Annotated in this window: 12 protein-coding genes and 2 pseudogenes; 12 read left to right on the forward strand and 2 right to left on the reverse strand. The window is 69.9% G+C overall.

Annotated features, from left to right (window positions below):
* The first annotated feature begins 133 nt into the window (after positions 1-133).
* From ACTWQJ_RS31910 to ACTWQJ_RS31925, 4 genes are all read left to right on the forward strand, one after another.
* Positions 134-628 carry an FBP domain-containing protein gene (locus tag ACTWQJ_RS31910; RefSeq protein WP_385515713.1) on the forward strand — a complete coding sequence of 165 codons (495 nt, stop codon included), beginning with the start codon at positions 134-136 and terminating at the stop codon, positions 626-628.
* 46 nt (positions 629-674) lie between these two features.
* Entirely contained in the window at positions 675-1,931 is a 1,257-nt protein-coding gene (locus tag ACTWQJ_RS31915) for an FUSC family protein (protein WP_443309988.1), read from the forward strand.
* A 47-nt stretch (positions 1,932-1,978) separates the two neighbouring features.
* A complete protein-coding gene (locus ACTWQJ_RS31920; RefSeq protein WP_443309989.1) occupies positions 1,979-3,025 on the forward strand; it encodes a hypothetical protein in 1,047 nt (348 codons plus the stop codon).
* A 112-nt stretch (positions 3,026-3,137) separates the two neighbouring features.
* Complete coding sequence (locus ACTWQJ_RS31925; protein ID WP_443309990.1) at positions 3,138-4,337, forward strand: lactonase family protein; 1,200 nt, start codon at positions 3,138-3,140, stop codon at positions 4,335-4,337.
* Here ACTWQJ_RS31925 and ACTWQJ_RS31930 read toward each other — a convergent pair.
* Positions 4,305-5,030 (reverse strand): DUF2470 domain-containing protein, encoded by a 726-nt coding sequence (locus ACTWQJ_RS31930; protein ID WP_443309991.1) that lies wholly within the window; start codon positions 5,028-5,030, stop codon positions 4,305-4,307. The two genes, ACTWQJ_RS31925 and ACTWQJ_RS31930, sit on opposite strands and share 33 nt — an antisense overlap.
* Before the next feature lie 96 nt (positions 5,031-5,126).
* On the reverse strand, positions 5,127-5,948 hold the full coding sequence (locus tag ACTWQJ_RS31935; protein ID WP_443309992.1) for a pentapeptide repeat-containing protein: 822 nt from the start codon (positions 5,946-5,948) through the stop codon (positions 5,127-5,129).
* Between the two features lie 149 nt (positions 5,949-6,097).
* Here ACTWQJ_RS31935 and ACTWQJ_RS31940 point away from each other — a divergent pair, with 149 nt between their 5' ends.
* The 8 genes and pseudogenes from ACTWQJ_RS31940 to ACTWQJ_RS31975 form a co-directional block, all read left to right on the forward strand.
* Positions 6,098-6,256, forward strand: a complete 159-nt coding sequence (locus tag ACTWQJ_RS31940) for a DUF5999 family protein (protein ID WP_443309993.1) — start codon at positions 6,098-6,100, stop codon at positions 6,254-6,256.
* Complete coding sequence (locus ACTWQJ_RS31945; protein WP_443309994.1) at positions 6,253-7,215, forward strand: tyrosine-type recombinase/integrase; 963 nt, start codon at positions 6,253-6,255, stop codon at positions 7,213-7,215. Before ACTWQJ_RS31940 ends, ACTWQJ_RS31945 begins: the two co-directional genes overlap by 4 nt.
* A gap of 36 nt (positions 7,216-7,251) precedes the next feature.
* Positions 7,252-7,455, forward strand: coding sequence for a hypothetical protein (locus ACTWQJ_RS31950; protein ID WP_443309995.1), 204 nt, complete (start codon positions 7,252-7,254; stop codon positions 7,453-7,455).
* Complete coding sequence (locus ACTWQJ_RS31955) at positions 7,448-9,904, forward strand: tyrosine-type recombinase/integrase (protein ID WP_443309996.1); 2,457 nt, start codon at positions 7,448-7,450, stop codon at positions 9,902-9,904. The genes ACTWQJ_RS31950 and ACTWQJ_RS31955 overlap by 8 nt, the downstream gene beginning before the upstream one ends.
* Positions 9,905-9,991: 87 nt before the next feature.
* A complete protein-coding gene (locus tag ACTWQJ_RS31960; protein WP_443309997.1) occupies positions 9,992-10,402 on the forward strand; it encodes a RidA family protein in 411 nt (136 codons plus the stop codon).
* A 100-nt stretch (positions 10,403-10,502) separates the two neighbouring features.
* Positions 10,503-11,092: pseudogene (locus tag ACTWQJ_RS31965) on the forward strand (transposase); the annotation flags it as partial.
* Between the two features lie 216 nt (positions 11,093-11,308).
* On the forward strand, positions 11,309-12,160 hold the full coding sequence (locus ACTWQJ_RS31970) for an HAD family hydrolase (RefSeq protein WP_443309998.1): 852 nt from the start codon (positions 11,309-11,311) through the stop codon (positions 12,158-12,160).
* Between the two features lie 544 nt (positions 12,161-12,704).
* Positions 12,705-13,096, forward strand: a pseudogene (locus ACTWQJ_RS31975) (MFS transporter); the annotation flags it as partial.

A 13,096-nucleotide genomic window follows, 5' to 3' on the forward strand; every position in this document is an offset into this window, starting at 1 on the left:
CCACCCCGCCATATGGCTCCTCCCGAACCCGAGCCGCCTCCGGGAAATCCAGTGGCTGTCCCGCGCCGAGGCTACCTAACCTAGGTCAGTACCTAGGACCCCTAGTTTTTTGGCGAAAGCCCGGGAGACTGCCATGCGATCGCTCACCGAGCAGGACATCCGCACCTCTTTCATCAACTGTTCCAAAGGAGAGGCCAAACGACTGGCCGTCCCGCGTGACCTCGGCGAACGCCCCTGGGACGACCTGGATTTCCTCGGCTGGCGAGATCCCGGCGCACCCGACCGCAGTTATCTGGTCGCCGAGCGGGAGGGACGGCTCGTCGGAGTGACCCTGCGGTTTCCGCCCCCGCAGCGCGGTTATCTGCACCGCAGCATGTGCTCGCTCTGTCTCACGACACATCCGCGGGGCGGCGTGACGTTGATGACGGCCCGCAAGGCGGGCGCGGCGGGCCGCGAGGGGAACTCCGTCGGTGTCTACATGTGCACCGACCTCGCCTGCTCCCTCTACGTGCGGGGCAAGAAGGTCTCGGAATCCGGGGCCCGCTTCGAGGAGAGCCTCACCCTGGAGGAACAGATCGCCCGGACGACGGGCAACCTGTCCGCCTTCCTCGACAAGCTGCACGCCTGACGCTCGATACGTTCGATGCCTGTAGGGAAAGGGAACAGGCCAAGGCATGCGAGTTGTACGAGAGTGGTCGGCACCCCTCGTGCGGTCCGTGCGGAAGGCCCTCCGGGATCCCGTGGTCGTACAGGCGCTGCGGTCGGCGGCCGCGGCGACGGTCGCGTATGTCATCGCGCTGCGCCTGAGCCCCGAGGCAGCACCGCTCACCGCCCCGCTGACCGCCCTGCTGGTCGTCCAGGTCACCCTGTACGCCACCCTCACCAACGGCATCCGCCGGGTGAACTCGGTGGTGGCCGGGGTCCTGGTCGCCATCGCCTTCAGCCTCCTGGTCGGCCTGACCTGGTGGAGCCTCGCGCTGCTGATCATCGCCGCGCTGGGGGTCGGGCATCTGGTGCGGGTGCACGAGTACGTCCCCGAGGTGGCGATCAGCGCGATGCTGGTCCTCGGCGTCACCACCGTCGGCGACACCGCGTGGGCGCGGATCCTGGAGACGCTGATCGGCGCGGTGGTCGGTCTCGCCTGCAATGTGCTGTTGCCACCGCCGGTGTGGGTGGGCGAGGCGGGGGCGTCGATCGAGGGGCTGGCCCGCCGGATGCGGCAGTTGATGCTGCATGTCGGCGAGGAGGCCGCGGGCCGCACCCCCGTCGACCTCGCGGCCGAACGGCTGCACGAGGCGCGGCGGCTGGACCACGACATCGTGGAGGTGGATGCGGCGCTGCGGCAGGCCGAGGACAGTCTGCGGCTCAATCCGCGGGTGCGTGAGGGCCTGCTGCACCGGGTGGTGCTGCGCACCGGTCTGGACACGCTGGAGATCTGCACCGTCGTCCTGCGGGTCCTCGCCCGCACCCTCACCGACCTCGCGAAGGAACGTGAACCGGAGCCGCTGTTCGAGCAGGAGGCGGGTGCCGTCGTAGAGCAGTTGCTGTCCGAGATCGCCGACGCCGTGGTGAGCTTCGCGGTGCTGGTCACCACGCATGTCAGCGTCAGCGCCGAGTCGGCGGAGGCACGACTGACCAACGAGCTGCGTACGGCGGCGGGCAGCCGGGACAAGCTGGCCCAGCTGCTCCTGGACGAGGTCCGGCGCGATCCCCACCAGTGGCAGCTGTACGGCGCTGCACTGACCGAGGTCAACCGCATCCTCGATGAACTCGACACCGAGCACCGCTCCCGCCGCCTGCTGGAGGAGCTGGACCGCCACACCCGGGAGCAGCGCGAACGCCTGCCGAGGCTGACCCGGCTGCGTGAGCGCATGGGTGTTCAGGAGCGGCTGTGGCGGAACCGTACCGGGGTGAGCGGGCGTTCTTGGTGAGGGAGCGCCGGGACGGGGCCGGCACCGGATGCGAGGGAGCGGGGCAGATGGCCGACACCACCGTGCGGATCGACGGGAACACTCTGCGATTGCCGGGCGGCGTGGCGGTGCGGTTCATCCGCACGCTGCGGCTGCCCGAGACGGGCACGCATCCGCTGCCGCCGGGGCTCGGCGAGTTCCCGGTCCGCCGGGTCGCGGACTACTCCGAGACGGTGCCCGACCAGTGGCGGGCGCGCGGCGGCGTGATGCTGCCGGTGTATCTGCGCGAGGCCATGTGGCTGAGCTTCGCGGGCACGACCGAGCCGGCCGCTCTGCAGGTCGGGGTGGGCAAGGTGTGCGCGGTCTCGGGGAAGCCGTGGAGCGACCGGCTCGCCCGCAATCCGCAGAACTACGTCGTGCTGCCGCGGCAGCCGTGGCTGGACGGCATCAACTCCGGGAAGGGCACGGTCCGCCAGTTCGTGGCGGTGCCGCTGGGCGTCGGGGCGACCGTGGAGGGCCAGGTCACGGGCGAGGAGGTCTGGGGCGGCGTACAGCTGCAGTCGTTCCCGCTGAACCCCGACGCGCTGGCCACCTGGCGCGAGCAGGAGCGGCGCCGTGCGGAGCGGGCGCGGGCCATGCCCCTGTCCGCCCCGGGTTACGGGGCCGCGCCGCCCGCTCCGGGCGCGATGCCGGCCCCCGCGGCGGCGCCTGCGGGCGGTCGTCCCCGGGCCGCCGCGGCGATGGGGCTGGGGGTCGGCGGTTCGATGCGTCAGGAGGTCTACCGGGACGAGCGTCCGTTGTCGGACTGGTCCGAGGAGCCCGCGGGGCGGGTCTTCGTGCATCTGGTGACGCCGCCGGAGTGGCGCCGCATCACGGGTGAGGCTCCCCCGCCGTCGCCTGTGGACCGGGCGGCGTACACCCGTGCGGGACTGCCGTGGTACGAGTACTACGACGAGGACGCCCAGGACCTCGCCCCCACCGACGCCCTCGGCCAGGTGAAGCCGGTCGGCGACTGGCTCGGCGACGACCACGAGCCCTGGCAGAACCCCGCCCCGCACCAGGTGAAACCGCTGGGGGACGCGCAGGGCAAGCCGGTCGAGGACGGCGACTGGTAGCCCCGCCGTCGTTGCACTGTACGCAACCGGCGTTGCCGTTCTTGCACTTGACGGGTGATCCGCGCCAAGGTGACTGTCACGACAGGGCCAACCGATGAGCTGAGGTGCGGGAATGGGCAGGGGTGCGCGGGTGTCGCGCGGCGGCTGGAGCAGGCGGCGCCTGGTCGGGGCTCTGGCGGTGGCGGCGCTGCCGGCGTCGGCCGCCTGCGGAAGCACACCGGCGGACGAGACCCCCGAGAAGTCGCCGGGCGGTTCCGGGCAGGCCTCGCGCAAGCCGTCCCCCGGGCCCCGCCCGCTCTACCTCGGCACCTACACCTCCGTCGACAGCGGCGGCACGGGCATCGGCCTGGCCACCTACGATCCGGCGACCGGCCGCGTCGTCGGCGCCGGAACCCTCACCGGCGTCGGCGATCCGTCGTACCTCGCGGTGCACCCGGACGGCCGGACCCTGTACGCGGTGAACGAGCGCGAGGACGGCGTCGTGACCGCCGTCCGGCTGTCCGGCCGCAAGATCCTCGGCAGCCGCAGCACCGGCGGCGCGGGCCCCTGCCATCTCTCCGTGCACCCGAGCGGACGGTGGCTGCTCAGCGCCAACTACACCTCCGGCAGCGTGGCCGTGCACCCGATCGACGCCGAAGGCGCGCTCGGCGAGCGCACCGACCTGGTCACGCACTCCACTCCGGCACCGGGGCCGGGCCAGGAGGGCCCGCACGCCCACCAGATCGTCACCAGCCCGGACGGCCGCCATGTTCTCGCGGTCGACCTCGGCACGGACACCGTCTACACCTACCGCCTCGACCAGCACAGGGGCATGCTCCGCGAGGTGTCGCAGGCCCGCACCCGGCCGGGTGCCGGTCCGCGCCACCTCACCTTCCACCCCGGTGGGCGGCACGCCTATCTGGCCAACGAGGTCGACGACACGGTCGCGGTCTGCGCCTACGACCCGGCGACCGGACGGCTGACCGTCGGCGAGGCCCAGTCCACGGGGGCCGGCGAGGACACCAACTACCCGGCGCAGATCCTCGTCACCGCGGACGGCTCGTACGCGTATCTCGCCAACCGGGGCCACAACAGCCTCGCGCGCTACGCGGTGGAGGCCGACGGCGCCCGGCTGCGGCTGCTGGACACGGTTCCGGTGGCGGGTGACTTTCCGCGGCAGATCGCCTTCTCGCCGGACGGCGCACTGCTGTTCGCGGCGAACCAGAGGTCCGGCACCGTGAGCGTGTTCCGCGTGAACGCGCAGAACGGTGAACTACGGCTCGCGGGCGAGCCGTTCACCTCACCCGTCGCCGTCTGTGCGCTGCCGCTGTAGGGCGCGGGGGCAGGAGGCGGCGTTCGCCTGGGCGAGCAGCACGTGCATGCGCTCGGTGAGTTGGGCGACGCCGTCGGCGGGCGTGTGGAAGGGCAGCCGTACATCGCCGTGGGCGCGGCGGCGCTCGATCCGCAGCGTCAGTCCGTGCCGGTCGACGGCGAGCGGCTGGACGCGCACCACGCCGTGCAGGCTGCCCGGTTCGACGAGGCGGGTGAGGCGCTCGACCGCGTCGGGGTGGGCGTCGGCGAGGTGGGTCAGCAGCCGGGCCTCGGCGGTGGCCAGTGGGTCGGGTGAGGCGGCGGCGAACTCGTCGAGGTCGACGACCACCGCGCCGGACGTCTGCCGCAGCACCACCCGGGTGGCCCGGAAGGCCAGCTGGCCCTCCTCGATGGCGAACCAGCCGGCCAGCCACAGCCGGGCCCGGATGCGGTTGCGCATCGGGACGGGCGCGACGTCGGCGAACTCCAGGACGGCGGACGGCTCCCCGCGGGGCGCGCAGATCGTGGCCGCGAGCAGCGCGCTGTCCTCGGGCACCTGTAGGATCACCCGCCCGTCCTCGGCCACGCTGTGCGCGCCGACGAGTTCCTCTCGGACGCCCTCCGTGGCCACCGCGCACGACCACGAGGTGGCGAGCACCGATCGGGCCCGTTCCGCCGTGGCGGGCACGGCCGCCCAGGCGTGGCTGTCACCCATCCCAGTTCCTCCTTAGGTAAGCCTTGCCTAACTTATCGAAGATCCAGGCATACGCCAACCAGGCAGAACCACAGAGTTTGCTGTACGGCGGGGGCGTCAGCCCCAGTGCGCGGGCCGTTGCACCGACGCCGGCAGCCGGGTGCCCGCCGTCCCCCGGGCCGCATTGACCTGCGGCTGGGTCAGGAAGAACGCGCCCGTCAGATCGGCGTCCGTGAGGTCGGCGTCGCGCAGGTCCGCGCCGATCAGGTCCGCGCCGCGCAGATCGGCGCCGGTCAGGTCGGCGGCGATGAGCAGAGCGCCACGGAGGTTCGCGCCGCTCAGGTCGGCACCCTTGAGACGGGCGCCGATCAGGTCGGCGCCCCGGCGGTTCTTCCGGCGCCCGCGTGTGCCCGCCCGGGCCAGCTCGCTGGTCTTCAGCAGGAGGACATTGATCTCCTGCCGGTGTGCGCCCACGTCCAGCGCGCCGAGGTCGTCGGCGCTCAGCCGGGTGAGCCGCTCGGTGTCCTCCAGGGCCCGCCGCAGGTCGGCGTGGACGGGCCGGGCGGCGGGCAGGGTGAGCGCCTCGGTCAGGTACCAGAGCAGCTCGTGGAGCTGCCGCACGACGGGGAACACATCGAACATCCGACGGGCGTGCTCCCGGGAGCCGGACCGCCAGTCCTGTCCGCCGAAGGTGACCTGCGAGACCCGCTGTCCGGCGCCGAAGCAGTCGTAGACCGTGCAGCCGGCGAAGCCCTTCTGCCGCAGCGTGGCGTGAATGCCGCACCGGTGATCGCCCCGCAGGTTGGCGCAGGGCTTTCCGGCATCCTTGTCGATCGCGAAGTCCGCCGAGGCGGCGAAGGGCAGGACGACGCAGCACAGCCCGAAGCAGTTCGCGCAGTCTCCGCGCAGGTCGGCCAGGTCGCCGGGGTGGTCTTGCATGCCCTCAGCCTAATGGCCGGCCCGAAAGGAAAACTCACCGACGAATTTCCGGCCCTGTGGGGGTCCCCTCACACAACGGAAAACAGCTTCGGCTACTACAGAGATACGAGCCGACTGCGGTCAGGAGCCGACCGGATCGAGGAGACGTCATGTGCCGCCATCAGCCACCCTGCCCCACCGCCGACAGCCCCGAGCACCACACCGCGATGATCGTGTCGGCCCACCCCGAGCAGGGGTGGTGTGTTAACTGCACCTTCTTGAGGTCGTTGGGCACTGCGATGTCCGACTGCCCAAGGAGTTCTGTGTGACGTCGTACCTGCGCCATCAGCTGATGGAGGGGCGGGCTGTTCTGCCCCGCGTCGGCTCGGTCGTTCGGCTGGAGACCCAGCACCCGGCGTACGCCGTACTCGGCCCCGGCGAGAAGCCGGTCGAGTCGGTGACGCCCTACCTGCGGGACCTGGCGCTGAACGACAACAGCCCAGCGACCAGCCGCAGTTACGCCAATGACCTGCTGCGGTGGTTCCGGTTCCTGTGGCTTCTGAATGTGAACTGGGACAAGGCAACGGAAGGGGAGGTGGCAGTGATAGTGGGATGGCTTCGTACGGCACCGAATCCGCAGCGCCGCCGCACCCGGCCGGAGGCGCCGCAGCCCGGTTCGGTCAACCCGCGCACCGGCAAGCGGTACCTCAAGGCCGGTTACGCCCCGGCGACGATCAACCACGCCCTGACCGTGGTCGGCAGCTTCTATGACTTTCACCGCGTCCTGGGCAATGGTCCGCTGGTGAATCCGGTGCCGGTCTCTGAGGCACGGCGCCGGGCGCTGGCTCACCGCAGCCCGGCAGAGGCTACACCGGCCTTCCGCCGCTCCCGCCTGCGCCAGCGTGTCCCGGCCACCGAGCCCCGGGCTATCCCAGACGCGATGTGGGACGAGTTCTTCGCCGCCATGAACCACGATCGGGACCGCGCCGCGGTGCTGCTCTACGTCTCCAGCGGCGCACGCGCCTCCGAGCTGCTGGGCGTCACCCCGGCCGATGTCGACTGGCCGGCCCAGATCGTCTACGTCGTCTCTAAGGGCACGAAGCTGCGCGAGCCGATCCCGGCCAGCCCGCAGGCCCTGGTGGTGCTGGCGGCCTACCTCGACGCGATGGGCATGCCCGCTCCGCACGAGCCGGTCTTCCGCACCCGCCGAGGCCCGGACAAGCCGCTCACCTACTGGGCGATGCGGCGCGTCATCCAGCGAGCCAACGACCGGCTGGGGACGAACTGAAGCCTGCACGACCTGCGGCACACGGCGGCCGAGAGGATGGCGAACGACCCCAACCTGACCCTGGTCGAGGTCCGTGCCATCCTCCGGCACGCCGACCTGGCCACCACCGGCCGCTACCTGCACGCCCGTGTCGAGGACCTCTTCGACGCACTCCAGGCGCACTACCAGCGTCCCCGGATCCGGCCCACCGTTGCCCCCGGCTACGACCCGGACGACTTCAAGGCGGTGTTCGGTGGCTGACACCCAGACCTTCACCGCCCGCAACCGGCGCGTCGACTACAGCGGCGACGAACCGTTCGTCCCCGCTCCCGTCACGCGGTTCGCAGGCGCAGAGCTGAAGGCGGCACCGGCACCGCTGCCCACCGCACCGCCGGGTCCCTTCGGCGACCTGTCCCGGGCCCCGGCCGACGAGATCTTGCGCATCGTCGAACGAGTCACCAAGGGCCAGCCGAACCCTGGGCGCCGACGGACGGCTGTCCAGCGCGTCTTCTCCGTGCTGGAGGAGATGCCCGGCGAGACGTGGCAGGCGCGATGGCTGGCCAGCGGCTTCGACGACGAAGGCGCCGAGTCGGTACGCGTCCTGGCCCGCGAGGGCGACCGCCGTGACAGCGCGGACCTGATCGCCGGAATCAAGCTCGCGTTCTGCCTGCGGGTCATCCAGCCGTCGATCTCCGGCTTCCGCGCGAACAAGTTCCTGGACTACCCGGAGCGGTTCCGCGAGTTCCAGGCCGATCCGCTGCTGGAGAAGTTCTTCGCCGCGGCCGACACCTTCGACTTCAACCACATGCACCGCCTCCGGGCGAAGTTCGACCTGGCAGCAGCCCTGACCACAGGCGGCATCGCGCTAGAGGACCTGACGCCGTCCGCCCTGCTGCACTTCGGCATGGAGTCCAAGCGACTCGGCGTGACCCACGGCAGCAAGGCGGGCGCGACCCGCTTCGCCGGCCTGGGCACCTGGCAGGTGCTGCACGCGATGGGCCACTTCCCGCCCGGCACCCCACCGACCCTGCGGGCCTACGTCTATCGCGGCCAGCTCACCGTCACCCAGCTCGTCGACCGCTACCCCATCCAGCACCAGGGCGTCCGCCAGTTGCTGATCGACTACCTGACCCGCCGCCGTGCCTCGACCGACTACACCACCATCACGGCCCTGGCGCGCCACCTCGCCAGCACGTTCTGGTCCAAGATCGAGAAGATCAACCCGGGGCAGCAGAACCTGGCCCTGAGCCCGGAGGTCTACGACCAGTGGCGCGAGACCATCAAGCGGTGGGACCGCGACGAGCGCCGCACCCGCGCGGACGACTCCGGCATCCTCCTGGCTGTCCGTGCCCTCTACCTTGACGTGCACAGCTGGGCCATTGACGAGCCCGAACAGTGGGCGCAATGGGTCGTGCCCTGTCCGATCCGTCCGAAGGAACTCAAGGGGTTCGCCAAGCGCAAGCGGGAGATCCACCAGCGGATGTCCGACCGCATCCGGGTCCGCCAGCCGCTGCTGCCCACCCTGGTCGCACACGTCGAAGGCCGATACGAGCACCTGACGGGTCTACTCAAGAAGGCCCGCGCCGTCCGGCTCGGAGAGAACTTCGAGCACGACGGGCACTCCTACCAGCGCACAGACACCGACCGGGACCGCACCTGGGCCAAGAGCCAGGACGAACCCCCGGTCCGCGTCACCGACGAGGACGGACAGGTCCTCAACGTCACGCTCACCGAGGACACCGCGTTCTGGGAATGGGCCGGCCTGGAGATCCTCCGGCACAGCGGCATCCGCGTCGAAGAGCTCTGCGAGCTCACCCACCTGAGCATCCGCCAGTATCAGCGGCCGAACGGCGAGGTCATCGCCCTGCTCGTCATCGCCCCGTCCAAGAGCGAGCGCGAGCGCGTCATCCCCATGTCCGCGGACCTGTTCCACGCGGTCGCCCAGATCATCCGCCGTCTCACCCCCGGCGGTCGGCCGGTGCGCCTGCTCAACCGCTATGACCCGCACGAGAAGACCTGGTCAGAGCCCATGCCGTTCCTCATGCAACGGCAGAACGGCACGCAGCGATCAGTGATCTCCCCGACCACGTTCATCCACATGTTCGCCCGCAGCTGCGAGGAACTCGCCGAGACCCACCGGGCCTTCGCCGACATGACCTTCACGCCGCACGACTTCCGGCGGCTCTTCGCCACCGAGATCGTCAACGGCGGCCTGCCCATCCACATCGGCGCCGCCCTGCTGGGCCACCTGAACCTCCAGACCCTCCAGGGCTACGTTGCGGTCTTCGCCGAGGACGTCGTCGCCAACTACCAGCGGTTCCTCAACCACCGCCGCTCGCTCCGCCCGGAGATCGAATACCCCGAGGTCACGCCCGAGGAGTGGGCCGACTTCGAGGAGCACTTCGACAAGCGCAAGGTCGAACTCGGCAACTGCGCCCGCCCCTACGGCACCCCCTGCAACCACGAGCACGCCTGCATCCGCTGCCCGATGCTCCAGGTCAACCCCAAGATGCTGCCCCGACTCGCGGAGATCGAGAAAGACCTTCTCCTCCGCCGCAAACGGGCCCAGGAGGAGCACTGGCTCGGCGAGGTCGAAGGCATCGACTCGACCTTGACCTTCCTCCGCGCCAAACAGGCCGAAGCCGCCCGCCTCACCAAGCGACCCGCCACCGACCTCGGCATCCCCCGGCCCCGTCCCGAGGAGACTTAGCGTTCTTTAACCTCACGTCGCTGCGGAGTGCTTGACGGTGGGGAAATTGCGGTGCGTGCTGGCGCCACGCTGGTCAGACTCGCTGACATGACTGAGAAGATCACCCGCATCAACCCCGAGCAGCTGCATGAGACACCCGGCTACCACCACATCACCGTGGTGGAGGCAGGCCGTACAGCCTATCTGGCGGGGCAGTGCCCGCTTGATCGGAATGGTGACCTCGCCGGTTCCGGCTCCCTCGAGACACAGGTCGACCAGGTTGTCGCGAACGGGCTCACTGCCCTGGCAGCGGTGAGTGCCCAGCCGCAACACGTGGTGCGGTCAGTGATCTACGTGCGGAGCGATGAGAGGGAAGTTCTCGGAGCCGCGTGGCGTCGACTCACCGATTCTGCCCTTGGTCCGGCGTTCACCACCGCCAGCACGCTCTTGGGCGTCGCCCAACTGGGCTTTCCCGGCCAGCTCGTCGAGGTGGATCTCACCGTGGCGCTGCCTGACTGACTTCGAACAGCGTCTCGAACTGGGTAGCCCAGCTGGGCATTCGCGGGACGCTGGGGCGGCCTTCGTCTGATCATGTGCTCCGACCAAGGTGCACGTGACCATGACGAAGGCCGTGAAGGTGAGTCCGCTGCCGGATGCTGCTGTGAGGGAAGCGTTCGCTGAAGTGTCACGCTTCCGGGACGAGTTGTACGCGTGTCTGACCGCGCGTGGCGATGAACTGTTCGAGCTGGCGGACGCGGTGCTGTGTGCGCCTGGTGCCGTGCGCTCTGCGGTCGAGCTGACGCTGCTGCCCGAGCACCGGCGTGGCCACGGCGCTATGTACGACGGCATCAACCGGGGCCGGATCGACACCGGCCGGCTGCGGTCGCTGCTGACCGGCCTGCCGCTGCCCCGCTTCCCTGACGGGCGCCTGGTGCTGGCGGTAAACGTCTCCCCGTGGCTGCGGTCGGACGCGCCGTGTTCACCGGAGCGGCTGTTTTGCCACGTCTACGGCCGTGCGAAAACGGCTTCGCAGTTCATTCCCGGCTGGCCGTACTCGTTCGTCGCGGTGCTGGAGATGGGGGCCACGTCCTGGACGCAGATCCTGGACGCGGTCCGGCTCGGCCCGGCCGACGACGCCACCGCGGGAGATCCGCAGAACCCGGCGTGGTCGGCGTAGTGATCGGTTCCTGGCATCCGGGCGACCCCGACGCCGCCCAAGTCCACGGTTGCCTTGCCGTGCTACGGGAGGCGGCTGCGGTACGTGAGGAGCATCGAGCCGAGTGAGCTGGGCGGGAATCGGTCACAACGTGGCGGACGCCTGCAACGCCAACCGCGAGACCCCTTGAAAATCTGCTCGTGCAGGGCTGATCCTCATTGATCGTGCCCGTGTCAACGTCCACCCCGAAGGGAGCGGTGCCGCCCGCTATGAGCCGGTATGACTTAGCAGCAGCTGAACGAGACGATGACGCCGGCATCGCCGGCCTGGACCGCCCCGAGATGCTGGTACTGGACATCGACGGCACACTCGTGGCGCCCGGACGCGAGATAACGGAACGCGTTCGCTGCGCACTGGTGCGGGCGTATCAGGCCGGCTGCCACGTAGTGCTCGCCACCGGCCGCGCCTCGTTCGAGGTCGTGGAACTGTTCCAAAGCACGGGACTTCCGCGGGGACTGGCCGTGTGCAGCAACGGAGCTGTGGTCGCAAGCATGCCCGACGGGCAGATCCTCGCGCAGGAGACGTTCGACGCTCGTCCCGTCCTGGATGCCGTGTTGGAGCATGTGCCGGCAGCCCGAGTCGCCGTCGAGATCGCGGGCACCGGATACCTGGTCACGCATCAGTTCCCCAAGGACAAGCTCCTGGGACGGCAGATCCTCGCGCCGCTGGACGGCCTCTGTTCCGGTCCCGTCGTCCGAGCCGTCATCCGGGATCCGAACCAAACGAGCGAGGACTTTCGCGCACTCACGAACAAACTGCGTATACGCGGGGCCAGTTACGCGGTGGGCTTCGAAGCATGGCTGGACCTCGGTCCATTGGGAGTGAGCAAGGCTTCCGGACTGGAGAAAGTGGCCTCGATGCTCGCTACCAACCTCAGGTACACGCTGGCCATCGGCGACGGCCACAACGACGCAGAGATGCTCGTGTGGGCAGGGCGGGGCGTCGCCATGGGACACGCCCCGGAGGAACTCAAGAAGATAGCGGACGACACGACCCTCGGCGTTGCCGAGGACGGAGCAGCCCAAGAGATCGAGAAGTGGTTTGGGTGTAGCTCTTCCTGAGTGAGATCGCTGGTCAAGCCAGGAGTTCGTATTTGTGCTGGTCGGGGCGGGGGGTAGAGCCGTTCGCATTGCTTCTGGGTGTGGAAGATAAAGATCCAGTATTCGGGGAAGTCGTCGTTGCTGATGAGGGCGCGGAGGGTGGGGACGGCTTCGGCGCCGGGGACGCTCCACCTGCAAACTCACTGCCCGACTGGCGCCCAAAACAACTGTCGAAAACAGGCCAGAGTTTCTCGAGCACATGGACGATGTGGACCGTGACGCCTCGGCGGGTGTCCTCGGTGCGGATCAGCTCCAGCTGGTGGGCGGCGCCCTCGACCAGGAACACCCAGTACCCCCGGTGTGTTCGTTTCTGCGCGCCGTTCCTCTACGCTCGAGGAGGTCATCAACTACCGCATGACATCTGCCCGGTGACGGAGTCGGCGTGGGGTGCGCGTCCCCGCTCCACGCCACCACTGGACGGCTTCAGGCGCAGCCACGGGTCGGCACATCCGGACGCCGACGACCCCGCGTGGCGCGTCCCGCCGGGCGGCGAAAGGGATGCGTCGTGCCTTCGGCTTCGGCGAACTACCGCACCCTGCTGCGCACTTCGGGTGCTGCGGCCTTCTTCCTTCCCGCCGCTGTCGGGCGTCTGGGCATCGCCATGACGGGCATCGGCATCGTCTGGCTGGTGCACGCACGCACCGGGTCGTATGCCGCCGCGGGTCTCGTCACCGGCGGGTTCGCTGTCGCGGACGCCGTCGCCGGGCCCCAGATCGGGCGCCTGGTCGACCGGTTCGGGCAGGCGCGGGTGCTCCCCTGCGCGCTGGGCGCACATGCCGGGGCCGTGGCGCTGCTGCTGGCCGGCGCCGTTCCGGACCTCGTCGCCGGAGTGCTCGTCTGGGCAACGCTGCCCCAGCTCGGTGCCCTGTCCGCCGCTCGCTGGTCCACCCTGCTGTC

It is taken from the genome of Streptomyces sp. KR55, from assembly GCF_052245645.1.
Taxonomy (GTDB): domain Bacteria; phylum Actinomycetota; class Actinomycetes; order Streptomycetales; family Streptomycetaceae; genus Streptomyces; species Streptomyces flavusporus.

Bases quoted from the DNA above. Each gene is read 5' to 3' on its own strand.
- ACTWQJ_RS31960 (WP_443309997.1), top strand. From the start codon at position 9,992: ATGACTGAGAAGATCACCCGCATCAACCCCGAGCAGCTGCATGAGACA.
- ACTWQJ_RS31970 (WP_443309998.1), top strand. From the start codon at position 11,309: ATGAGCCGGTATGACTTAGCAGCAGCTGAACGAGACGATGACGCCGGC.
- ACTWQJ_RS31925 (WP_443309990.1), top strand. From the start codon at position 3,138: ATGGGCAGGGGTGCGCGGGTGTCGCGCGGCGGCTGGAGCAGGCGGCGC.
- ACTWQJ_RS31910 (WP_385515713.1), top strand. From the start codon at position 134: ATGCGATCGCTCACCGAGCAGGACATCCGCACCTCTTTCATCAACTGT.
- ACTWQJ_RS31935 (WP_443309992.1), bottom strand. From the start codon at position 5,948: ATGCAAGACCACCCCGGCGACCTGGCCGACCTGCGCGGAGACTGCGCG.
- ACTWQJ_RS31950 (WP_443309995.1), top strand. From the start codon at position 7,252: ATGGCGAACGACCCCAACCTGACCCTGGTCGAGGTCCGTGCCATCCTC.
- ACTWQJ_RS31915 (WP_443309988.1), top strand. From the start codon at position 675: ATGCGAGTTGTACGAGAGTGGTCGGCACCCCTCGTGCGGTCCGTGCGG.
- ACTWQJ_RS31940 (WP_443309993.1), top strand. From the start codon at position 6,098: ATGTGCCGCCATCAGCCACCCTGCCCCACCGCCGACAGCCCCGAGCAC.
- ACTWQJ_RS31920 (WP_443309989.1), top strand. From the start codon at position 1,979: ATGGCCGACACCACCGTGCGGATCGACGGGAACACTCTGCGATTGCCG.
- ACTWQJ_RS31930 (WP_443309991.1), bottom strand. From the start codon at position 5,030: ATGGGTGACAGCCACGCCTGGGCGGCCGTGCCCGCCACGGCGGAACGG.